Below are 22,485 nucleotides of genomic sequence, written 5' to 3' on the forward strand. Positions count from 1 at the left end.
GTCACATGCGTGTCTCAGCGATCGAGAAGGGGACCGAAGTACCCGAGGTCGGGGTCATCCGGTGTTCCCACCAGGAGCGCGCGGTCCAACAGGATGTTGTTGTGCTCGCAGCTCGTCTCGGGGAGCATCACGCAGGCATGGCAGGCGGCGAGGTTCGTCCCGCCGGTGCCCGACGCCTCGGTCTCCATGCAGAGGGGGTCGGAGGAGCACCACTCGGCGCGGCGGACGGCGGAACGGATCGTGCGGTCCAACTCCTCCGGCTCACCCTGCGCGACGAGACCGCCGAGGCTGCCCGCCGCGTCGCTCGTCGCCGTGTAGATGAGTACTCCGGCCATGTCGTCAGCGGCGTACAGGCGTTCGCGCAGAGAGGCGGACGGGTACCCCGCCTCCAGGCTCCACTCGTTGATGAGGGCATGGGCCAAGGTGTGCAGCAACAGCATGCGAGGTGTGGCCGGGGAGGCCACGGCGCGGCTCGGATCGGTGGCCCGTTCCTCCAGGACCCGCTGGTGGGCGGTGAGTATCCGTTCGGCGCGGGCGGCGACCGTCACCGTCTTCTCCCACGTGCCCAGCCGATCCTCGTCCAGCCGGAGGAAGACCCCTTCCCCACGGACCTCCATCGCCGGCAGCCAACGAAGAGGCTTCTCGTGGAGTGGCATCTCCTTCGCGTCGGTCGTCGACTCGGCGTCCACGAGCCGGGTGAACGCCTTGAGGGCGCGTACCTCGCGGAGCTTCTTGACCAGCATCGGGCCGGTGATCCCGAGCGGGTCGAGCAGGCTCTGGTCGCCCAGCGGGGTCTCGCAGACGAACTGCTCGTCGCGGGAGTGTTCGCTCTCGTCGTTGCCGGAGCGGAGGCGTTCGTACTCCTTGTTGCGCAGGGCGCGGTAGCGGTGGTCGAAGGTGGGAGTCTCCTCGCCCTCGGGGTCTTCCTCGCGTTCCGCGTCGAGTAGGTCCATCACCTCGTCCAGGGACATGGGCCATTCGCCGTCGAAGACCGCGTCGAGATAGACCTCGACGCGGGCACGGTCGTCGTACTTCCGGAGTTTCTCCCAGTGCCCGGCGAGCGGATCCGCGCGCCCGTTGCTCCACGGCGGGATGGAGAGGGCCGACTTCAGCACCGGTTGCCACACCGACGAGGAGCCGCGCTGGAGCGTGCGCAGGGGCAGGCCGCATTCCTGCTGGGGAGCCGACGTACCCAGCCACGGACGGTGGCCTCGACACGTCAGTCCCAGGTCCTTGAGGGCGTTCCTGCGGAAGGAACCCTCCATCGAGACCTCGGGGGCCCTTCCGCAGGTGCAGGAGACGAGGATGGACCGGAGCGAGGACGTACGTCCGGACGTACGCAGCCTGAGCTTCCCCCCGCACCTCCCGGCAGTGCTGGAACCGCGGTCGGCCGAGCGGTGCACCCACTGCCAGTAGGGGAACTCGCCGAGGTGTCCCGCCTCGCAGGCGACGACGAAGCGGGAGGGGACGAGGTCGACCTCACACGCGCCGCAGACACTGCGACCGGAGGGCGGGTTGAAGTCGCGGTGCGGCTGCAGTTCCGTGCACTCGGGGCACGAGTGCATCAGGGGGAAACGCCGGACTCGGAGGCCGTCCTTGCTCGTGTCGTCGGACGCCGGCGGCAGACGGAAGTAGTCGACACCGAGCAGTCGGGCCAGCCGCCGTTCGTAGATCCGCGGGGATTCGTCGGCCTTCCAGCTACGGTCGGCCTCGTCCAGGCCCGAGACGATGAACGACTCGTGGTCGACGGCGATGAGCGATCCGACGCCGTACGTGGTGATCGCCTGGGCGCGACGGACCGCACCGCGCCGTGGAAGGTTGTGGGCCGGCGCGGCGCCTGCCGCTCCGGTCCGGCGGCGGCGGGTGGGCGGGGTCATCGGGTTCCCTCCATGAACAGGGCGGACTCGGCGTCGACGTCGCGCAGGCTCCACAGCGTGGGCCACGCCTCGGCGTTCTCGGACTCGTCGTCGTACGCCTTCAGGAGCGACGGAGCGCGGTTGCCCCGTACCGGTTCGTAGAGCAGGCCACCGTCCCTGTCGGCCTCGTCGAGCCACCACTCGACGAACTCGTCGAACCCGTCGGACACGGCGTCGGTCTCCTCCGGGGTGACCGCGCGGACACGTTCCAACAGCAAGGGCTTGATGCGGCCCCTGAGGACGTCTTCGTAGGACTCGACCTTCCCGGCGTCCTCGTTGTTCCGTGCGGCAGGGATCAGGATGCGGGCGAGGGCCACGATCACGGCGTGCAGGCCTCGTTCACGGGAGCGGGCGGAGAACGGTGTCACGGAGGTGGACTCGACCTCGCGGTACAGGGCCGAGTGGAAGTGCTGGAAGCTCTCGTAGTGGGAGCGGTCCCGGGCCCGCGCCGAGTTGAGCATGACCGTGACCAGACCGGGGTGCGCGCGGCCGACACGGCTCGTCGCCTGGATGTATTCGGCGGTCGTCTGCGGCTGGCCCATCACGGCCATCAGCCCCAGGCGGTCCACGTCCACGCCCACCGCGATCATGTTGGTGGCCAGCAGGACGTCCACGGCGTCCTCGTCGGGGAACCGTTTCTCGATGCCCTTGAGCCGGGTGGGGATCTCGCTGGCGTCGATCCGGCTCGTCAGCTCGGAGTAGTTGGCGACCGACCGGACCACCACCCCCTCGCGCTCGGCGAGCAGCTCCAGGTAGGCCACCACGTCGTCGTGGACCTGCAGTTCGGCCGCGGAGAGGAGACGAAGACTGTTGAAGTAGCCGACGAGGCTCCAGTAAGCGTCGCGCACCTCGTCCTTGGTGTCCGCGTGCCTGGCCCGGTGGAGCAAGGTGGCGTACGTGCGGATGAGCAGGGTGGACTGGCTGGTGCCGGGGGCCAGGAGGCCGACGTAGCGGCGGCTCGCCTTTTCCTCGCGCGGGGTCTCCACGGCGAACCACGAGTCGCGGGAGTCCAGGCCGGCGGGCGGGAACTGTCGTACGTCGCGGGCGAAGAGATGACGGCCCTGGTCGGCCGCGCGGCGGATGGTCGCTGTCGAGGCGATCACCTTGGGACGGTCGGCCAACGCGTCCACGGCGGTCTCGTAGAGGCCGGTGAGGGTCCCCAACGGGCCGGAGATCAGGTGCAGCTCGTCCTGGACGATCAGCTCGGGAGGAGGAGTGCTGTCGTTCGGGTCGTCGCGGTTGAAGAGCGCGGAAGTCGCCGGACGCCATGGCATCGAGGCGAACTTGTCGACGGTGGCGATCACCAGCGTCGGTCGCGCCGCGTACACGGCCTCGTCGATCAGGTGGACGGGAAGACCGTCCGCGAAGTCGCAGTCCGTACCGGGACAGCGGACGTGCATCCGTTTGGCGTCCTCGTCGACCTCGTAGTCCCGGGCGTCGAGACGGGTGCCGCACCAGGGGCAGGCGTGCAACTGGACGGGATTCTCGGTGGCGAGCCGCTTGTCGAGGTTGGCGCGCAGTTCATCGAGCTTGTCGCTCGCCTTGGCCAACGTGTTGGGGGTGGCCGAGCGGCCCACCCACATGCCGACGGAGAACTCCTCGTCACCCAGCTCGGGTGTGTGGCGTCGCATGTGCTCCATGGCGCAGAGGAGGATCGCCGCGCGCTCGAACTGCTGGAGGGTGAGCAGCCGCAGGGTGTAGCGCATGAGGACGGTGACACCGCCCCCGTTCACGCCCTTGCGGATACGGCGCAGGAAGGAGGTGAGCGCGATCAGTCCGAGGTATGCCTCCGTCTTGCCACCACCGGTGGGAAACCAGAGCAGGTCGGAGATCTTCCGGTCGTCGTGTCCGGGATCGTCGATGCCGGCCACACAGAGCAGCACGAACGCGATCTGGAAGGGGCGCCAGCGGCCGGCGGCCGGATCGGGCGTGCCGGTGCGCCCCTTCTTCACCCAGTCGCTACGGGCGCGCTGGTCGGCCATGGCCCGGTTGGCGAGCCGGAACGCCCTCATCAGGTCGGGCTTCGTGCCCAGCAGTTCGATGCCCTCACGGATCCGCCCGAGTGCCTCGCGACAGGCCTTCACCTGATCCTGCGCGGGCTTCTCGTGGTGGGTGCCCGCCAGCGCGTCCGCCTCGGCCGCCTTCCGTTCGATCCAGTGTTCGTAACCGGTGGCGAGACCTTCCAGGGCAGCCAGGACTTCGGTGTCGGACTTCTCGGCCAGACCCAACATCGACAGCGCCGAACTGTCGATCTCCGGGTTGGAGTCGGTGAGCAGGACTTCCACGCTGGGCACGAACTCGCTGCGCACCTCCGTGACCGCCGCCTCCCCCTCGTCGGACACGCCTATCGGCGAGGGGTTCCAGTCCCACGTGGCGGCGCACCCGTGCCCGACCGCGAAGGTGGGGGCATGACGGTGCAGCAGCCGACTGGTGGCGATCTCCGGGTCGTGGGCAGCGGTCGGGGCCGGGCGTTCGACGAAGGCGGTGGAGCCGTCGGCGGCCCGCACCTTCAGGCCGCACTGGAACAGGGAGAAGGCGTCCTGAAGGTCCCACTCGCCCACCGTCTGGGTGTTGATCAGGGTGACGGTGACCGTGACGGTTCCGGTGGTCGGGTCGGGTCGGCGCACGATGACGTGCAGCGCGACCTTCCCCGCGAGGAGGTCGATCGGCTTCTTCGGCGCGGACTCGGTCACGGAGACGGGCAGTTCCGGAAGACACAGTTCCTTTCGCCGCCATCGCTCCCGTTGGTCCGCGATGGTGCGGGCCTCGGCGCGGCGGGCCTCCACCGGATTGCCCTCGGCGTCGGTGGGTTCGTAGACCGCCGCGCGCGCCGAGATCACGATCGTGTCGCTTATGGCCGGGTCGACCGCGAAGGTCAGGCCCATGGACGAAGGGCGCCTGTCCCCCGAGCTGACGACCTCCTGGGAGGCGCCGGACTCCTCGACGTCGTCGTGGGTGAGGACGGGCGCGGTGTCCAGGCCGTCCTGTTCGGCCGCGTTCTCGACCTTCCGTTCTTTCGAGGCGCGCGGATACAGCACGCCGGTGAGATAGCGGTCGATCGGCGCGTCCTGCGTCAGAACCTCGTCCCGGTCGTCCGGCGGAGCGTCCTCGGCGGGGCCGAAGAGTTCGCGCCGGAGCCCCACGAGGATCTCCTCGTCCCGCACCCGGTAGTGCTCCGAGTGTCGGTCTGCGCTCTGCGTCATGCGTCCTGCTCCTCGTCGTTCACGGCCCTGCGGTAGCGCCCTGTGCCGGTGATCCGGGGGGCGACCCACACGCCTCGCTCGCCCAGTCCGGCGTTGGCACCGGCGGCTGTGCTGCCCGTCACGGTCTCCAGGGTGTCGATCCGCAGGCCGTGTATCTCGTCCGGCCACCAGGGGTCCCAGCTCCGGCTCACCTTCTGCACCTCGAACAGGTCCGTGCGGAAGCGCTCGGACGCCTCGCCGATCGCTCGCCCCTCGTGCACCAGCGCGTACGGCGGGCTCTGCCGCTCACCCAGCGGCAGGTCGTGCCGCCTGCGCAGGGCCACCTCGTCGCCGGGACGGACCCGCTCCAGGAGGTACGCCTGCGTCGCGACGGCGTCGGACTCGTGGCCGGGCGGGTTGTCCGAGCAGATGTCGCCCGCGGCAGCGACGATCCCGAACCGTCGGTGCGAACGCTGCACGGTGCTGACGTACTGGCGGCCGTTCTTCCGGCCGCCGGCCTTCCGGAGGACCGGCAGGTCCGGACAGACCGCGTGGTACAGGTCATGACGGGCCCGCGTCATCGCCACGTACAGGGCGCGGGCCTCGGCCGGCAGGTCGAGGTCGTCCTTGTGTCGTTTGCGCAACTCGGCCGGTGTGGGCGGGGTGAGGACGATCACCCGGTCGAACTCCAGGCCCTTGGCCCGGTGCACGGTGGACACCACGACCCGGGCCGTCTCCGGATCGGCCAGCTCGTCCGGGAACCGGCCCTCGGCGACCAGCCGCCGCAGCCGGTCCAGGTCGACGACGCCCCGGCCCGCTCCACGCGCGACCCGGCGCAGCACGGACCACACGACGGCGGGGTCGGGCGCGTGCGGCAGCGCGAGGTCGGTGAACAGGGCGTGGAAGCGCTCCTCCCCGAGCGTGGCGGCCCCGGTACGGCGCAACAACTCGGCCACCCAGTACGGGACCGGACGTTCCTCCAGAGGGCGTCGCAGCCGGTGCTCGACCCCGTGCTCGTGGAGGAGTTGCGAGACGCCCAGTGCTTGGCGGTTGTCCCGGGTGAGGATCGCGCACGTGTCGGAGGAGGCACGCAGCCCGTCCAGGACGAACGGGTCGGTCAGCGCGCCCACGCCGTTGACCGGATCGAGCAGCAGTTCGCGCAGTTCCTCGTAGAGCGACGACGCCTCGTCGGCGTCGGTGACCCGTTGCAGTCGCGGGCCGTGGGCGAGCGCGACCCGGGCCTCCGGGGTGGCGGCACGGAAGTTCTCCGTGAGGCGCAGCTCCACCAGGTCGTCAAGGAACGAGGCACGGAGCCAGTCGAAGAACATGTTCGTCTCGTCGGCCCGCTCGGCGGGGTCTTCGATCTGGAAGCCGTAGACGAACTGGGCGGCGTCACCGACCACGGTGAATCCGCAGCTCTCCTGATAGCGGTCGAGCAGCGTCTCCACCAGGCGACGCCGGACGCCCACCAGGTCCTGCACCTCGTCGATCACCACGTGCGCGGGAGGGACGGCGTCACCTGTCTCCAACGCGCCCTTCGCGATCGCCTCCTCGGCGGCGCGGATACGCTCGTCGAAACCGGTCGCATGCCAGTCGTGGTCCGGCCATGCCCGGGCCAGGAGGCCGTAGGCCCAGGCGTCGAAGGTCTGGGCCCGGACCCGACGGGCCCGCTCTCCGTGCCGGACGATCCGTTCGCGCAGTTCCCTGGCCGCCGCGCGTGAGTAGGTGAGCACCAGGATCTCGGCGGCCTCCAGCGCCTCCTCGGGGTCCTCGTGCCCGCACAGGGCGTCCAGCCGACGCACCAGGGTGTGCGTCTTGCCGGCCCCCGCGCCGGCGGTGACCAGCACCCGGGCGTCCCAGGGCTGCTCGACCACGGCCCGCTGCTCGTCGGTGAGCGGGGGACTGTCGCGGTAGGCGTCGGTCACTTCCGGCTCCAGAGGTGCTCGAACTGGGTGAAGGCGAGCTTCGTGTCGAAGTTGGCGATGTTGTCGCTGACATTGAGGATCAGGCAGGTGTCCTTGCCGCCGTTCCTCGGACCACGCAGGCCGCGGCCGATCATCTGCTGGTAGACGTTGGTGCTGTAGACCGGGCGGGCCACCACCACGACCCGGGTGGCAGGGGCGTCGAAACCCTGGGTGAGGACCCCGTAGTTGGTGAGGACACGGATGCGGCCGGAGCGGAATTCCTCGATCCTCCGACGCCGGTCCTGGGCACTCGTGGTGGAGTCCACGGCCGCTGCCGGGATGCCGCGGTCGTTCAGTTTGGCCGCCAGGTACTTGGCGTGGTCCACGGAGGTGGCGAAGAGCAGCGTGGGCCAGTCGGAGGGGAGGTTCGCGACCTCGTCGACGATGCGGCGGCTGCGGGCGTGGTCGTCGGCGAGCCGCTGCTCGGCGGCCCGGGAGAGCATCGCCATCCGCTCGGCCTGAGCCTTCTCGTCACGGGTCAGCTCTATCCGTCCGCCCTCCAGGGTGCGGTGTTCGACCTGGGCGAGCATGCCCCACTCCTGGAGATCCCGGTACGGATCACCGGAGGGGAAGACGCCCTCGTCCAGACGCCGGTTGCCGAAGCGGTTGACCAGGCGTCGGGTCTCGTCCTCGTTGGTGTTGCGGAACGGGGTGGCGGTCAGGCCCAGCAGGTGACGTTCGGTCACGTACTGTGTGAGTCCCAACTGCCCCAGGATGTCGGTGTACCGCTTCGACACGGCGGTGTGGGCCTCGTCCACGACGACCAGCGCGGCCTCGCGCAGCCAGGCGTACGCGTCGGTGTGCAGACAGCGCTCCAGCTTGGCATCCGTGGCGACGACCAGGTGCGGATGGTCGACGACCTCTCCCACCTCGTTGGTGCTCCACAACCGACTGATGGTGAGCGGACGTTCCGCACCCACCTTCGTCCATACGAACTTCCAGCTCTGCACAGCCTGCTCGCACAGTTCCTCGGTCTGCGCGATCCACAGCAGCGGGCCCGTCGGGTCACCGACCTGCTTGACCCAGCGGATCACGGCCTCGGCGGTGACCCGGGTCTTGCCCGCGCCGGTCGGCAGGGACAGCATGCCGCGCTGCGGGGCCAGCCGGTCCAGCAAGGCGGTGATGTTGCGGACCAGGTCTTCCTGGTAGTCGTGGAGCCGGGGGAAGTCCCGGGGGCCGTCCACCGTCTCGAAGGCCGGCGGTGACGGAGTCCGGGACCCGGCGAAGGACACCGGCAGTCTCAGGTCGGAGACGAAGGCGACGGCGGCCGACGAGCCTCCGTAAGCGACCGGGGCGTTGGGGAACCGGGCCTGGATGTCCCGCGCGTGCTGCTGGAGCACTCCGTCGCCGTGCGCGTTGAACGCCATCTGCGCGATCCGGTGGCCGGAGGGTTCCGCCCCGCCGGTGTCCTGCAGTTCGGCCTCCATGAGCCCCTCGGGCAACCCGGACCGCAGTGCGTCCGCCCCGACGAGCAGCTCGATCTTGGCCACCACGTCCTCGGCGTCGCGCACGGCCTTCAGCGCCGCCTTGGTCGCGGTGTCCCGGGCCATGCGCTCCTGGTGCTCCAGCACCGCCCGGCAGCCGGCCGTGCCGAGCCCCAGCTCCAACTCACGGTCGATCAGCCGCAGCATCGGTTCCGGATCGAGCGGTACCCGCACCTTGACCGTGCCGCCCTGGCGCACCGCGTCCAGCTGGGTGGCCCGCGTGCCGTTCGGGGTGCGGGTCACCTCTTCGAGCTCGGCACACCGCTGGACCTGGCTGTTGCGGTCGGTGCTGCTCAGTCGCTGCCGCAGGGCCGGGTACAGCTCCACCAGGGGCACCGGGTCGCCGTCCGGCACCTCCCGGGTCTCCCGGCTGATCACGTCGGTGTAGCGGAGCATGCCCCACTTCTCGACCATCAGCTCGGCGTCCTCCCGGGTCGCCACGAGCAGCGCGGGCAACTGCTCGGCGCGCAACGCCCGGTACTCGGACGGTCCCACCGCGACGGTGATCTCGTCGTCGGGGCGGGAGCCCCAGGTGTCACCGATGCGGCAACGGGTGAGCGAGTCCTCGGGGAAGTCGGCGCCGAGCCGGGTCAGCATCACGTAGGTGGCGCCGACGAAGGTGTCGTCCTCGTTGGCGGTGACGTCGGCGAGAAGCGCGTTCCACCGGTCGGCGGGCACCTCGTCGACCGTGACGGGCAGGCGCAACTTGCGGGCCTTCTCCGGGGAGATGTCGGAGACCGGCAGAACGTCACGGTAGGCGGCGAGCTGGGGTCCGACAGCTTCCCTCAAGGGCTTGATCCCTTGGGATGTGGCGACGGTGCCGTACTTGTGCAACATCCAGCGGATCGGTGAGGCGACGGCCTGCCTGGTGCTCGTCTGGGCGCCGATCTGCCGTGTCCAGTTGTCCACCACCGCGTCGTCCGGCAGCGCCTTCAGGAACGCCGCCCGGGACTCCTCGGACAGGGACCGGAAGAGGTGCAGCGGGCCACCGATCGCCGCACCCTCCAGCTTGACCCTGCTGAGTGCGGGCCGGGGGGCGCGCTGGTCGAGGCCCCGCAGGTAGGCGGAGTGGACGGCCTCCCGGTACTCCTCGAACCAGTCCTCGCCTTCCGGTCGCACGGCCGCCGAGGGCCGCTCCCGCAGACCGATCTCCGGGAAGAAGGAGAGGTCGTCGGAGTGGAACTTCTTGTCGACCGCGACGCTCGGATCACGATCCGGGTCGACGACCGCGCCGGGCAGCATGCAGTCACGCACCGGCCGGAACCTGCCGTCCGCGGTACGCACCCGCAGGGTCGCGCGAGGGTCGGCCACCCGCTCCAGCACCCTGTGCGTCAGCCGGCGCCCGCCGGCCTGGCGGAACAGCTCCCAGAACCGCTCCCACTCGGTGGCGCCGTAACCGTCGAAGCCCTGGTCCAGGACGCTGATGAAACGGCCCTCGGCGTCGGCCTCCCGGATACCGAGGACGTTCAGCGCGTGCGTGAGCGACGGGTCCTGGGCGATCTCGCGGACCACGTAGACGAGCGACTCGCGCAGACCCCCCTCGTCGGACCGGCGGAACACCCGGCCGGGGACGGGGGGGACGAGGCCGTGCTCCTCGGTGAGCACGATGTGCGCCTTCCGGGCCTCGACGGCGTACGGGGAGTCGTTCTCGACCATGTCCGCGAGAATCCGGATCGCCACGGCCGACGCCTCGGCGGTGCCGCACTCGACGAGCGCTTCCAACCACTCGCGCACGTCGGCCCGGCCGTGACCGGCCGCTCCGAGGATGTGTTCCACCTTGCCGGAGCGGAGGGTGTCGGCTTCGACGCTGGGGTGCAGCCAGTCCGTGGGACGTCCGGGGCACTCGTGCCACATGCGCAGCCAACGGAGGAGACGCTTCTGGTCCTTGTCGAGGCGAGGGTGCACGCGCAGTGCTGTCGGAAGGCGCAGCACGCCCTCCTGGTCGGGCAGCGAGGGGCGACTGCCGGCACACGCCCAGATCTCCTTGGTCAGGAACGCGTCCGCCCAACTGATCGATTCCTTCAGTCGACCTGGCAACAGTGGGAGATAGGCACCGGGGTCGTCGGCGGGGGCCAAGCGGGGGAGGGAGTCGACCACCAGCGCGGCCGACACCTTGATCATCTCTTCGTTGAAGGCGGAGGAGTCGAGCAGGTTCTGCCGGTCCTCGTTGGTCTTCCAGGCGCCGTTGAGGATTCCGCTCAGGGACATCTCGTACTTGGTGGGGAAGAAGGACCAGAAGCGTCCGCGACCGACCGAGGCCTTCGGACGGACACGCAGTCCGCTCTCCGAATCCTTCTCCTGCTCCGGCACGGCCCAGGCGAGGTCCAGTGTGAGGCGGTCGTGCAGCTCACCGGCGTCGGCACGGGCCGCCGGCCCGGGTTCGTGGGTCACGGAGAAGACCCGCCAGCGGCTGGTCGCGGTGGGCCTGCCCGTCCGCTCCTCGACCACGGTGTGGAGGTCGCCGGCCTGCTCGGTGGTCAGGACCCGGCGGGTGATCGGGCGCGGCCGACGATCCTCGAGGACGACCTTCGCGACGTGCGGGGAGAGGAGCTGGAACCCGAGCGGGAACTCCTCACGGACGGCCCCGGCCTCGGTCAGACCGCCGTGCATGTCCTGTGCCAGCCTGTCGGCGGCGCCGTCGAGCAGTGGCAGGCGGACGACGGTGGTGGCCCAACCGAGCAACTCGTCCAGCACGCCGTCCTGGGCCCGCTCGACGGCCATGTCGAGGGGGCGTGCCATGCGCAGCACCGGCACCTCGAACGTCTCGCCGAGACGCTCCCTCACACCGGGCACCGACCGGATCGTCTCGCGGGCCCATTCGCGGTCGAACCCGAAGGAGCCCGTGCGGCTGAAGAACTGGGGGGTGTCGGTGACGACCAGCACGGATTTCACGCCCACACCGAAGCGGCCGATCTGCCCACCACGCTTTCGCGACATACTCATGCGGAGAATGGTCTCCGCGCCTTCGGGAGTCACCGGAGTTCCCTCATTGGCGCAGTAGAGGTGCGTTCCGGTGAGAACGACGTGGACGACTCCTCCCGGTTCGGCGGCGATCTCGTCCGCCGCGTTCTGCACGAGTTCGAACAGTTGACGGTCGCCGTATCCGCCCTGTGTGATCCGCCGTTCGCTGTTGGCGTGTTCCGGGATGAGGCCGGGGTCGACCGCGTAGGTCTGCAGAACGCGGGAGGACTGTTCGAGGACGGTGTCGATGACTGCGGAAGTGGCGGGCGACACGGTTTTCTGGGCTCCTGGACTCGAGGAACGGGCGGATGCGGGCCGGGGCCGCCGGCCCCGGCCGATCCTGCATGGATGGTTGGACTGGCGACGTGAATTCAGACGGCCTGGTTCCCGAGACCGCCGAGGAAACCCGTGCCGAAGTACTCGACCGGTTCCTCCGGGGTCACCCCGGCCATGTCGAGAAGGTGCTTCTTGTCCGTTTCGCTGCGCGCTGTCGCCCATTCCAGGAACAGTGCACTGTATTCGCGCTGTGAGTGAGGAGAGCAGAAGTACGACGGTTCGGCGTCTCCTGAAGGGTCTTCCATGAGGTTGTCGAATCCCCGTTCGCGAAAAAGGGTATGGCTGTCCCTTGGGCGTGATGGCAGATGCGGGTGTTTCGGGTGGGACGGATGTGCCGTCGTTAACAAGATAGGGGATGTCACTCGAACGTGTCACCCCATTTGCTTAAGCAATTAAATGGAATGCAGCATTCCGGTTTGTCGGGCGTCGCGGGAGGCTGCGAAGAGTGGCAATTCGATCGAATTGGACATGTTGGACACTCTCGGGGTGGAGGTGTCGAGGGGAGTATCGTCAAGACTTGGTTGACGCGATCTTGTTTGTCAAATTAGTCTGCGGTCCACATACGTTGACAAAGGGGTGGTCATGTGGAGACCGGTGAGGAGTTCGGGCCCTGGCTGTACCGCCAGCTCAAACTCGTGGGAAAGACCCAGGCGGAGCTGGCGGAGGAACTGGGGCTGACCCGCGCCGCGGTCTCGGCGTGGATCACCAAGCGCTCGGTCCCGCGGCCGACCGTCATGGAGGAGATCGCCAAAGCTCTCGGCACCGACGTCGGCACCGTGCACACACGCACCACCGACACGCAGATCGGTCTCCCCATCACCTGGTACCACCGGCCCGGCTACCCCGACGGCGGACGTGACGGGGGCAACGCGGCGGCCTTCGCCTTCGACGCGGACGTCCAGGTACTCGCCCGGGAGACCTGCCAGAACAGCCTCGACGAGCGGATCACGGAGAACGGCCGCCCGGTCCGCGTGCGCTACACCATCCACGAACTCACCGGTGAGGCCTTGGACGCCTTCCGCAGGGCCATCCTCTGGGACGACCTGCACCCCCATTACACGGCGGTGTCGGAGTCGGCCTCCCACCAAAAGGTCGGTCGGGTCGTGGACGCCGGCGTTCGTGACATGTTCGAGAAGGGGCGACTGGTCCTCCTCCGGATCGACGACTACAACGCCTCCGGGCTCACCGGCGACGACTACGGCGACGGCAAGTTCGCGGCCGTCGTCCGCCGCCAGCTCGAGAGCCTCAAGTCCGGTCGGGGCGCGGGCGGTTCCTACGGCCTGGGCAAGGCGACACTGTGGGCGACCAGCGCGCTCGGCATGGTCCTGATCAACTCCACCCTCTCCGTGCCGCACGAGGGGCGGACCGAACGTCGCGTCATCGGACGGCTGGAACTGCCCTGGCGTTCCGTGAACGGATCGGCCTACGCGGGCCCCGCCTGGTTGGGGCGCCCGGACCCGGACACCCCGGGCGCGTCGGTGGCCCGCTCCTGGTGGGCCGACGAGGAGACGGTCGAGCGCCTTCACCTCACCCGGGACAGCGATGAACCGGGAACCTCCTTCCTCATCGTCGGCGCCCACGACGTGGCGAGCCTGGATCAGGGCGCACCGGAACTCGGCGCCGACGAGGAGGGCGGGATCGAGGACGACGGGACCCGTGACGTCCGAGCCATGCACCGACGGCTGGTCGAGGCGCTCGGTCGGGACTTCTGGGCGGCGATGACCGGTGGCGGAAGCCGACTGCCGTTGTTGGAGACCTCGGTCCGAACGCTGCGGAACGGAGAGGTCGTCATCGAGGAGGAGAAGGTCGACCCCACCCTCGCCCAACCGTCCCGGACCCGGGCGCTGCGCGCCTTCTACGAGGGGACGACCGTGGACCGCCTCACCGAGGCGGGTCAGGTCGCTCTCCGTACGGTCCCGCTCCGACTGCCCCTCTCCGGCGGTCGCAGGGGCACGCTGGGCACGCATCCGGGCGTGCTCCTCGTCACGGAGGCCGAGGACGCGGACGGCACCCCGAACCAGGTCCACTCGTTGCGCGGCAACCGGATGACCATCAAGAAGGCCGGGGTCGCCGGGCTCCCGCTGGGAGTCAACGCCTTCCAGGCCGTGCTGCTGCTGGGGCACGCGGCCGGGGAGTCCGTACCCTTCGCCGAGGAGGCCGAGGAGTTCCTGCGCGCGGCCGAACCACCCGAGCACGACCGATGGGGTCAGACCGAGGAACTGACTCTGCGCTGGTCGCACACCGCGCACCACCGCATCGCCCGTCTCACCACCGAGGTCAACAGCGCGGTGAAGGAACTGGTCGCCCGCCCCAGGAGGGCGAACCGCGCGGGCGGCGAGAAACTCCGCAAGGCATTGACCGTGGACTCCAAGGCGAAGTCCAAGGCCCGGCGTCCGTCCGGACCCGTGCTCCCCGAACTCGACGATCTCCAGGCGTCGATCGGCGACGGTGGCGAATGGATCGTCACGGCCGAGGTGAAACTACCGCGCGGTGGTGCGGAGCTGCCCCCCATGGTCCCGGTCGCACAGCTCGACGTCCGCTCCGGCGCCCGCCCGCGGCTCGACTGGGCCGAGCTGACCGCGCTGGAGGGCTGTGAGGTGGCGAACGGGATCCTCGCCTTCGCCCCGGGCGCGCGGCGTGCGACGTTCCGAGGTGTCACCGACGTGAGCAGCCATCCCGTCCGTACCGTCTTCAGCCGTCTCGTCCTCGAACTGCGCACCGAGAGGGGGGAGTGACCGTGAAGTTCTACCCCTACAAGCGGCTGAACCGGCCGATCACACTCCGAGTGACCTCGGCCTCTCTCAGACTGGTCGACGGCTCGCGCGACCACCTGGACACGTCGGCCTTCTCGGTGCAGCAACAAGCTGTCGCCCTCGGTGTGGCGGGTCACGCGGACTGGACGAGTGCCCGCCTCGGCCTGTCCGCCACCCTGCCGCCCGGGACGAACGCGCCCGACGCACCCTGGACCGACCTCGACGTCCGCGCGGTGCTCACCGACGGCGACACCAACCTCCGTACGTCCGTGGAACTCCGGCAGGACGCCCCGGAGAGCAAGGAGTGGTCCGGCACGATCGACGTTCTGCGTGACGACCATGTCTCGCGTGCCTCGCTCGCCGTGTACGCCGTGGCCACGGTGGACGGCGTCGCCGGTCGCACGATCACCGAGACGGCCACCGACTGGATCGTCGACGTGGTCTCGGACGAACCGGTGCGCGGCCTCCAGCTCGACATCAAGCAGGTGCCGTTCCGCAAGAGCGCGAGGGAGTGGTTGCAGGCCTACGCCGACGCGCCGTGGATCGTGGACACCGCGGGCCGGCTCCCCACCGTGTGGGTCAACACGGATGTCGAGGGCTTCACCGACCTGCTGGGCAGCCGGAGCGGAGGCATCGAGAACAAGGTCCACGAACTGCTGGTGACCCAGATGGCCACCGACGTCTGGACCGCCGTCTTCCACAGTGCCCTGGGTGAGCTGGAGGTCGAGCCGGACGGGTCCCCGGTCTTTCCCACCGACTGGCAGGGAGAGGTACTGCGGGAGATGCTCCCGGACGTGGTGCCCGGCGTGCATGTCGAAGAGGCCCTGCGGCAGGTCCATCGCCGCCGCACCGGCGATTCCGGTTGGGCGGAGCTGCAGACCCGCGTCCACTACGCGGCGGTCCGCCGGGCCGACGCGACGAAGGCCCTCGCGGGCGTCCTGCGCGGCCTCGAACAACTGAACCGAGGGAGCGAGGCATGATCGACAAGCCCCACCACGTACCGGAGCGTCTGGGACTGCTGGAAGCCTCGGCCGCCGACCCGTTCCTCACCGAACCGTTGCTCCGGGGTGAGGCGATGCACGGTGGCGTCGATCTCGCCAAGGTCGTCATGGATCTCCCGGAGGACGATCCCCGCTGGGACAGCGAGCCGATCCGGAACCTCGTCGACGACGCCATGTACGCCTTCGAGGACAACCGGACCAAGGCGGACGCCTGGCTCGCTCCCAGGCTCCACGCCACGCTGCGGCTGACCCGCCGGGAGGCCGCCGACCGGCGGCTGTGGACCCACCTCGCGCTGGCAGTGGCTCCCGACTACGTGATCTGGCGGCACCGCGCCGCTCCGACACCCGCAAAGCCGCAGCCACGTACCGCGCCGGAACGCTTCAAGGGGGCGGCGGACCGGCAGTGCTTCTCCCGGCTGTGGTGGGCCGGGGAGATGTTCCGGAACGGGAAGGACTACCGGCCCGTGGTCACTGCCTGTGGTAACCAGGATGTGCTTCACAACATGCTCAAGAGCGCCCTGATCGACCACCGGCCTTCCGCGCAGGCGGTGGTCCGGCTCCTGGAACAAGGACTGGTCACCACGGGCCGGGAGGTGAACGGGCTCACGGTCGCCCTCAGCGCTGCGGGGGCGACGCTGCTCTACGACACGCTGGGCCCCGATGCGCCGCGCGACCCCGACGTGCTGCGCGACTGGATCGCGGGGGCTGCCTCCGCCCCGCCGGTCGGCCGGCGTGAGCTCCCCGAAGGTCCCGACGAGGAGCCCGCCCCCCCGACCTCCGTGGACACGCTGGCCACCCGTTTCGCCGAGTTCTTCGAGACGGCACCGATCAGGGGGCGGACGTCGTGAGGCCGACCGGAAGGTCACCGGGCCGCGAGTGGGTGATGCTTCAGGTCCTTGTGTGTGAGGCTCTCCGTCGACCGGGACGGTAGCCATGTCTCGAGTTTCTCGATGTCCCGTTCCAGTCGGGGGTCGACCCCGTTCTCGTTCAGGACCAGCCCCGGTCCGAGCACGTGCCGCAGCACATGCAGGGCCAGCAGCGGTGGCACCGCGTTGCCGATCTGTTGCGACACGTCGTTGCCTCGCCAGGGGTACGAGACGGGGAAGGTCTGCAGCACACCCGCCTCGGCGAAGGTGAAACGCGGGAGGTCTTCGCCCGTCTCCCTGTCCACCACCCGGTTCCGCGACACCTTGCCGGTGATGGTGGCGGCGGGGGCGTCGTGGTGCCGCCGTCCGCGCGCCTTGGGATCTCCGCCGGTCCCGTAGTTCGAGACGACGGTGAAGGGGGCGCGGTCGCGGGGCACCTGGTGCGGCTCCAGGCCCTTGTCGTCAGCGACCTCCTTCGCCCTCTTCAAAGCCGTTTCCATGGAGACGCAGTGTTCCTTGGGCGACGACAGGGCGAGCTGGCCCTCCGACCGATAACAGTGGTGCGTCTCGGGCACTTCGGGGAAGTCCTTGCCCGGCTCGAACGGCGCCCCGCTCATCAGGGCGTCCTGGTCCAGACGTGCCATGAGAATGGCCCGTCGTCGCGTCTGCGGCACCCCGAAGGCTTCCGTGTGCACCGGTTGGGCCATGGTCCGGTAGCCCAGCGAGGCGAGCACCTCGGCGTACGCCTTCCACACCGGCAGCACGGCCGGCACCTGTTCCAGGATCACCGCCCGATAGGGCTCCGAGCCGGGCCGCCTGCTCCGCTCTATCACCCACCACAGAGGTTGCAGGACCAGCCCGGTCCGTTCGTCGCCCAGCTCCTCCAGCCGTTCCTTCAGCGTGACGTGCTCGTCATCGAGGTCGGTGAACTCTTTGAGCAGGCCCTTGAGCTCGTCGTCCGGAAGGTCGAGCGGCTGGTTCGTGCGCAGCTCCTTGAGCAGTGTCTCGACTTCCTGCGCGGAGTGTCCGAGCCGCGTCAACCGCTGCCTCAGAGCCTTGCGGACCTTCGTCCTCAGCTCCTCCACCTTGCGTTTCTGGGCCCGTACCTCCGCGGCTTTCACTTCCGCCCGTCGGAGAGTCTCGGTGATGTCGCGCCAGACGCGGAAGAGCCCTGGCCAGTCCAGGCTCTCGTCCAGCACCGCCTTGTGCAGGCGCTCGATGTGCTGGAGCACTTTGTCCAGAGCCCGGCGGCCCGCCCCGTGCCCGGCCACGGTGAACGTCTGACACGGAGGCCCGCCGGTCAGGACCTCGGCACGGGGGAAGAAAGCCGCGCGATACGCCCGGACATCGCCCTTGAAGGTGTTCAGCCCGGCGGCCTTGCGGGTCTCACACGCTCCCGGGTCCCACTCGATTCCGGTCACCTCGTGCCCCAGCGCATCCGCTGCCACATCCAGCCCGCCCGGCCCCGCGAACAAGTCCACGATGCGGAAACAGGCAGGTGAGGGCTGTGCGTTCTTACTGGGACTCATGGGCGAAGTGTAGCCGGCGCGGCGAAGGGGAATGGTGGGTCTTCCGCACTCGGGTCTAGGACCGCAGGGCGCTCGCGATGGCCGCGCCGAGTGCCCTGCCGACCGGCGGGGGCGTGGCGTGGCCGATCTGTCGGTACCGGGCCGTCTTCCGTCCCGTGATGCGCCAGTCCGGGGGGAACGACTGCAGGAGGGCCGCCTGCTCCACCGTGATCTTCAACATGCGTGCCGGGTCGTCCGAGCGGGGCCATACATAGTCCGGCCCCGGTACCTCGTCGGCCAGCGCGCCGGCGTTCACCCCCATCCGAGCCCAGGCCCGTTTCGTGCCGGACGGGCCCAGGTCGGCTCCGCCCCGGTTGTCCGAGCCTCCGACGAGGGTGGGCGCCACAGCGGATGCCTGGGACGCCCAGTCGTCGGCCTCGGGCCACCCTCGCGCCCCCATCGACCGGCGCAGTACCTGGCCGACCGGGACGTGCTCGCGCACCGTCGGCTCGGGCGGGGCGAAACCGTGGAACCACGGTTTCCTCAAGGCGACGAGGATGCCTTGTCGACGTTCCTGCGGCACCCCGAAGTCGGCGGCGTTCAGTACGAACCAACGGAACCGGTACCCGAGGTGCGCGAGTTCCTTCTCCATGAACGCCCGGATGCCGGCGTAGGCGGGAGCGTCGACCAGCGCGGGCAGGTTCTCCAGCAACAGCGCTCGTGGTCGGACGGCGTGGACGAGGTAGATCGCGGCGCTGAGCAGCCGCAGTTCTCGGTCGCTGTCCGGGCGTCCGACCGCGGCCGAGGACTTCACCCGGGGCAGGCCGGCGGAGAGGAGGTCGACGTCCAGGGTTCTTGGGTGAGCCTGCGGGAGGAACTCGACGAGGTCCTCACAGACCACGTTCCAGTGCGGTCGGTTGGTGCGGAGCGTCTCGCAGGCCTGCGGCTTGTTGTCGAGCAGGAGCACCGGTGACAAACCCGCGCTCTCCAATCCCGACGCCAGTCCGCCGGCGCCGGAACACACGTCCACGAATGTGAGCCGATCAGCCATCCGTCCCCCTCCGTCACTCGGGCTTCAGTGTTTCCGCGCCCGCTTCTCGTGTTCCACCGCCGTACGCACCGCCGTCGCGATCTCGCCCGCAGGTGTGTGCTCCCAGAAGCGCAGCACCCGCCACCCCTCCGCTGTCAGGTGTTCCGTGGTCTCCCGGTCCCGTGCCATGTTCCGGTCCAGCTTGCGGCGCCACCACTCCGCATTGGCCTTCGGCTGGGTGGCGTGCTGGGGACACCCGTGCCAGAAGCAGCCGTCGATGAGGACCGCGACCTTGGCGCGCGGGAAGGCGATGTCGATCCGGCGTCGGGGCATCCCCGGGACCGGGTACTCGACCCGGTAACGCAGGCCGGACGCGTGCAGCAACCGGCGCACGGCCAGCTCGGCGCCCGTGTCCTTGCTGGCCTGTCTGCTCATGCGGGCCGAGACGCCGGGGGAGGAGGGCACCACGTCGTTCACTGTCGTCGAGCCTCACGAACGCATGTCGTCACGGTTGATGATCGCTGCTTCCGCCCGGGTCGAGTCGATCGCCCGGAACCGCACCAGGGGCCGGTCGCCACGGGCTGTCGACGGTGGGGCGACGAAGGCGAAGGCCATGACGAGATCACGCGGATCGACCGAACCGTCGGAGGCGGTCCGGGGTTCGGATTCCACCACGGGATAGAGCACCAGCGCACCCCGACGTGGACGGACGTTCTGTTCGACGGTGGCGTTGCCGATCAGATCCGCGGCTCCCGCCAGACGCTTGGCCGCCGCCACGTGCTTGGGGTCGCGGATCGCGCCGAACAGCGAGCCCCGACGACGCGTGCGGCGGGCGAGGGAGAAGGGACCGTGGCCCAGTACGCGCACCTCGTTCCGACGGGCCGACGTCTGCATCGGGGCGATCACGAACCAATCGTCGATCGTGCCCGCCTCCCGCCCGGCGTCCACGAGGAACTCCAGGTGGGGCGAGAACTGCCCCGGCACCGACCAGCGCAGGTCGCACAGCACCGTGAGCAGGTCCTGGTGCGACACCGTGCCCACCCGGGCGTCGTACTCCGGGCCCCCGTCCACGCCCAAGGTGACGGAAGTGTCCGAGAGGGCGGCCAGGACGGGCGCCCAGCACTCGGTGTTGTGGCCCAGGGCGTCGGGATCGTCCGGGTAGGCCGTGGGTTCCTCCCAGACGCCCGGTGACCGGACCTCCACCAGCTCCGCGTTGAACATTTTGTTCCGTGCCGACGGCTTCACCCACGGCAGGTGCTGGGCCACCAACGGCGGGATCTGTGCGGGGGTGACCTGGGGGCGGCCGTTCACCAGGGGAGCGTAGCGGGCCAGCTCCGCACGGAACAGTTCCTCGTCGCGGCAGATCGCCTCGAAGGCCTCGTACAGGTCGACCGTCTTCGCGTCACGGCCCTTGCCGAGCTGCTCCTCACGCCCGATGTACAGCCGTACCAGGTCCCGGTAACCGGGCCGGAATCCGAACCAGCGGCCCATCTGCATCAGGGTGTCGGCTTGCTGCGTGGTGCGACGGTAGTACGTGATCGTCAGCCCCTCGACCGTGAAGCCGCGGGACAGCTTGGTACCGCCGACCAGGATCTTCCAGACGTTGGGGGTGCGGTCGAAATCCAGGTCGGGTTGGGTGTAGTCGCGTTCGCTGTCGCCGTTGACGACGATGACCGGTGAGCCGCCCCTGTTGATGAGGCGGCGGGCCGCGGCGACGTACGGCTTCAGATCGGCGTACGTCGTGGGGGTGGGCAGGGCGTCGTCCGCGTGGGTGCGGAAGTCCTGGTCGAAAAGGGTCTCCAGACGGAGGTGCCCCTCCGGCCCCGTGTACGCGGCGTTGTGCCACATGGTCCTGATGCGCTGCGCGAGCGCGTCGTGCTCGGCCATGCGGACCGACTCGTGCACGAGCATGGTGTGATGCCGGAACGGGCCGTCGGGGACGCCGCGTTCGGCGCGGTAGAGCTTCATGGCTCCCGTGAGGACGAAGGAGTCCAGGGCTTGCCGAAGGCGGTCCCCCGTGACGCCGTGTATGCCCCTGACGTGCTTTGTCTCGGCCTCGCCCACGCCCCCCTCGACGCCGTCCAGGTCGTGGAAGTCCTGGACGCCCATGTAGTCGGCCGGACGCGGCAGGGAGATCAGGAAGTCACGTGGGAAGATGTCCTCCTCGTCCCCCGGATCGACGAAGACGTTGGCGAAGGGCGTCGCGGTGTACCCCACGTACTGAGCACGGGGCAGCAGCTTCAGGAGTTTGCTGATCTGACCGTTGATCGCGGTGCGGGTGACCGTGCCGGCCTCCCACTTCTTCGGGTCCGTGGTGTTCACCGACGCCTGGTCGGACTCATCGTCGATGATCAGCGTGGGGATCTCGCCGAGGATCGGGCCGATCTTCTTGAGGTCCTTGACCAGCTTCTCCAGGACCGACTTGTTCTTCTTCACGACCATGACGCGGGCGCGGGACGCGTGCAGGTTCACCGGGTCGTGGAGGGGACGGGTGCGGTCGACCTTGTCGAACTCCAGGGCGCTGATGCCGCGCTCCAGCGCCATGTAGTCACGGTCGCGGGAGGTGAGGCGCTCGATGTCGAAGGCGCCGAGCGTGGAGGGGCGGGCGCCGAACGAGACGAACTTGGTGGGCCAGTCCTCGTCGTCCTGGTAGTCGATGTCGACCAGGGCGTCCGGGTCGCTCGGGTCGGCGGCGCCGAGGATGTTCTCCTGGCCGATCAGCTCCATGTCGAGGCGGCGCTGGGTCTGGCCGCGCAACAGGTTGAGCGTGCCGGCGAGCACGATCACGAGTCGGTAGCCCGCGTCCACGGCCTTGGCCGTGACACCGGTGAAATTCGCGGTCTTGCCCGACTGCACGTAGCCGACCACCAGTCCTCGGGCACCGTACGGCTCGTCCCGCGTGGGGTCGGCCAACCGCTCCACGACCGCGTGAGAGGCCTCGTCCAGACCGGAGACCGCCGCGGGGCCCCACCCCTTGCGGCGCAGCAACCGCTCGTACGAGGCCCAGTAGAAGGAGCGGTTCGCCGCGCCCTCCCGGGTGTACCAGGACTGGAACTCACGGCTGATGGTGACTGGCCCGGCCTCGGTGTGGACCGGGACGGCGGCGTCGAGCGCCTTGCGCAGGTCCGCGCCGAACGCGAGCTTGTCGTAGACCTCGGAACGGCGCCGGTGCGTCCGTGCCTCGGTGGTCGCCCACGCGGGGGACGGCTCGAAGTCCCATGCGGTGAGCTTGCGACGCCAGAGGTCGAGCAGTCCGTCACCCGGCCCCGCGGTCAGCAGACGGTCACGGAAGCGGGACATGTCCGTGTCCGCGGGTTCGTCGGCGTCCGCGAGCACGAACGCCAGCTTGGCGAAGTGCCTGGGACCGCGCCGGCTCATCGCGTCGAGGATCTCGCCGTGCAGGTCGGTGAGGTGGTCAGCAGTGGGTGTGTGCTCAGCGGTCACGGCGGATCGAAGGCTTTCTCTGGTGTACGGACGGACACGG

At 69.5% G+C, this 22,485-nt stretch carries 12 protein-coding genes; 3 read left to right on the top strand and 9 right to left on the bottom strand.

The features are described from left to right. Positions 1–14 precede the first annotated feature (14 nt). The 5 genes from drmB to ACY1JF_RS26340 all read right to left on the bottom strand — a co-directional run bounded on the left by drmB (position 15) and on the right by ACY1JF_RS26340 (position 12,088). On the bottom strand, positions 15–1,877 hold the full coding sequence (gene drmB, locus ACY1JF_RS26320; RefSeq protein ID WP_462707738.1) for a DrmB family protein: 1,863 nt from the start codon (positions 1,875–1,877) through the stop codon (positions 15–17). Beyond that, entirely contained in the window at positions 1,874–5,119 is a 3,246-nt protein-coding gene (locus tag ACY1JF_RS26325) for a helicase-related protein (RefSeq protein WP_462707739.1), read from the bottom strand. The genes drmB and ACY1JF_RS26325 overlap by 4 nt, the downstream gene beginning before the upstream one ends. Next, positions 5,116–7,023: a UvrD-helicase domain-containing protein gene (locus ACY1JF_RS26330; RefSeq protein WP_462707740.1), complete on the bottom strand. Its 1,908-nt coding sequence runs from the start codon at positions 7,021–7,023 to the stop codon at positions 5,116–5,118. The genes ACY1JF_RS26325 and ACY1JF_RS26330 overlap by 4 nt, the downstream gene beginning before the upstream one ends. Next, positions 7,020–11,780: a DEAD/DEAH box helicase gene (locus ACY1JF_RS26335; RefSeq protein ID WP_462707741.1), complete on the bottom strand. Its 4,761-nt coding sequence runs from the start codon at positions 11,778–11,780 to the stop codon at positions 7,020–7,022. Before ACY1JF_RS26335 ends, ACY1JF_RS26330 begins: the two co-directional genes overlap by 4 nt. Positions 11,781–11,878: 98 nt before the next feature. After that, entirely contained in the window at positions 11,879–12,088 is a 210-nt protein-coding gene (locus ACY1JF_RS26340; protein WP_462707742.1) for a hypothetical protein, read from the bottom strand. 339 nt (positions 12,089–12,427) lie between these two features. Between ACY1JF_RS26340 and ACY1JF_RS26345 the strand changes: the two genes are divergently transcribed. Genes ACY1JF_RS26345 through ACY1JF_RS26355 form a run of 3 tightly spaced genes read left to right on the top strand, consistent with a single transcriptional unit; the run spans position 12,428 to position 16,445 of the window. Then, entirely contained in the window at positions 12,428–14,578 is a 2,151-nt protein-coding gene (locus ACY1JF_RS26345; protein WP_462707743.1) for a helix-turn-helix domain-containing protein, read from the top strand. Between the two features lie 2 nt (positions 14,579–14,580). After that, a complete protein-coding gene (locus ACY1JF_RS26350) occupies positions 14,581–15,576 on the top strand; it encodes a hypothetical protein (RefSeq protein ID WP_462707744.1) in 996 nt (331 codons plus the stop codon). After that, complete coding sequence (locus ACY1JF_RS26355; protein ID WP_462707745.1) at positions 15,573–16,445, top strand: DUF6339 family protein; 873 nt, start codon at positions 15,573–15,575, stop codon at positions 16,443–16,445. The genes ACY1JF_RS26350 and ACY1JF_RS26355 overlap by 4 nt, the downstream gene beginning before the upstream one ends. Positions 16,446–16,459: 14 nt before the next feature. Here the strand turns inward: ACY1JF_RS26355 and ACY1JF_RS26360 are convergent, their stop codons facing one another. Genes ACY1JF_RS26360 through ACY1JF_RS26375 form a run of 4 tightly spaced genes read right to left on the bottom strand, consistent with a single transcriptional unit; the run spans position 16,460 to position 22,379 of the window. Further along, positions 16,460–17,992 (bottom strand): DNA cytosine methyltransferase, encoded by a 1,533-nt coding sequence (locus ACY1JF_RS26360; protein ID WP_462707746.1) that lies wholly within the window; start codon positions 17,990–17,992, stop codon positions 16,460–16,462. A 55-nt stretch (positions 17,993–18,047) separates the two neighbouring features. Further along, positions 18,048–19,022 carry a DNA cytosine methyltransferase gene (locus ACY1JF_RS26365; protein ID WP_462707747.1) on the bottom strand — a complete coding sequence of 325 codons (975 nt, stop codon included), beginning with the start codon at positions 19,020–19,022 and terminating at the stop codon, positions 18,048–18,050. A gap of 24 nt (positions 19,023–19,046) precedes the next feature. Then, positions 19,047–19,436, bottom strand: a complete 390-nt coding sequence (locus ACY1JF_RS26370) for a very short patch repair endonuclease (RefSeq protein ID WP_462707758.1) — start codon at positions 19,434–19,436, stop codon at positions 19,047–19,049. A 54-nt stretch (positions 19,437–19,490) separates the two neighbouring features. Then, positions 19,491–22,379, bottom strand: coding sequence for a Z1 domain-containing protein (locus ACY1JF_RS26375; protein ID WP_462707759.1), 2,889 nt, complete (start codon positions 22,377–22,379; stop codon positions 19,491–19,493). Positions 22,380–22,485 lie beyond the last annotated feature (106 nt).

This window comes from Streptomyces sp. SYSU D01066-1 (assembly GCF_054956795.1).

Coding starts and splice junctions, on each gene's coding strand:
- ACY1JF_RS26360 (WP_462707746.1), bottom strand. CDS start 17,992: ATGAGTCCCAGTAAGAACGCACAGCCCTCACCTGCCTGTTTCCGCATC.
- ACY1JF_RS26355 (WP_462707745.1), top strand. CDS start 15,573: ATGATCGACAAGCCCCACCACGTACCGGAGCGTCTGGGACTGCTGGAA.
- ACY1JF_RS26325 (WP_462707739.1), bottom strand. CDS start 5,119: ATGACGCAGAGCGCAGACCGACACTCGGAGCACTACCGGGTGCGGGAC.
- drmB (WP_462707738.1), bottom strand. CDS start 1,877: ATGACCCCGCCCACCCGCCGCCGCCGGACCGGAGCGGCAGGCGCCGCG.
- ACY1JF_RS26370 (WP_462707758.1), bottom strand. CDS start 19,436: ATGAGCAGACAGGCCAGCAAGGACACGGGCGCCGAGCTGGCCGTGCGC.
- ACY1JF_RS26365 (WP_462707747.1), bottom strand. CDS start 19,022: ATGGCTGATCGGCTCACATTCGTGGACGTGTGTTCCGGCGCCGGCGGA.
- ACY1JF_RS26340 (WP_462707742.1), bottom strand. CDS start 12,088: ATGGAAGACCCTTCAGGAGACGCCGAACCGTCGTACTTCTGCTCTCCT.
- ACY1JF_RS26375 (WP_462707759.1), bottom strand. CDS start 22,379: ATGAGCCGGCGCGGTCCCAGGCACTTCGCCAAGCTGGCGTTCGTGCTC.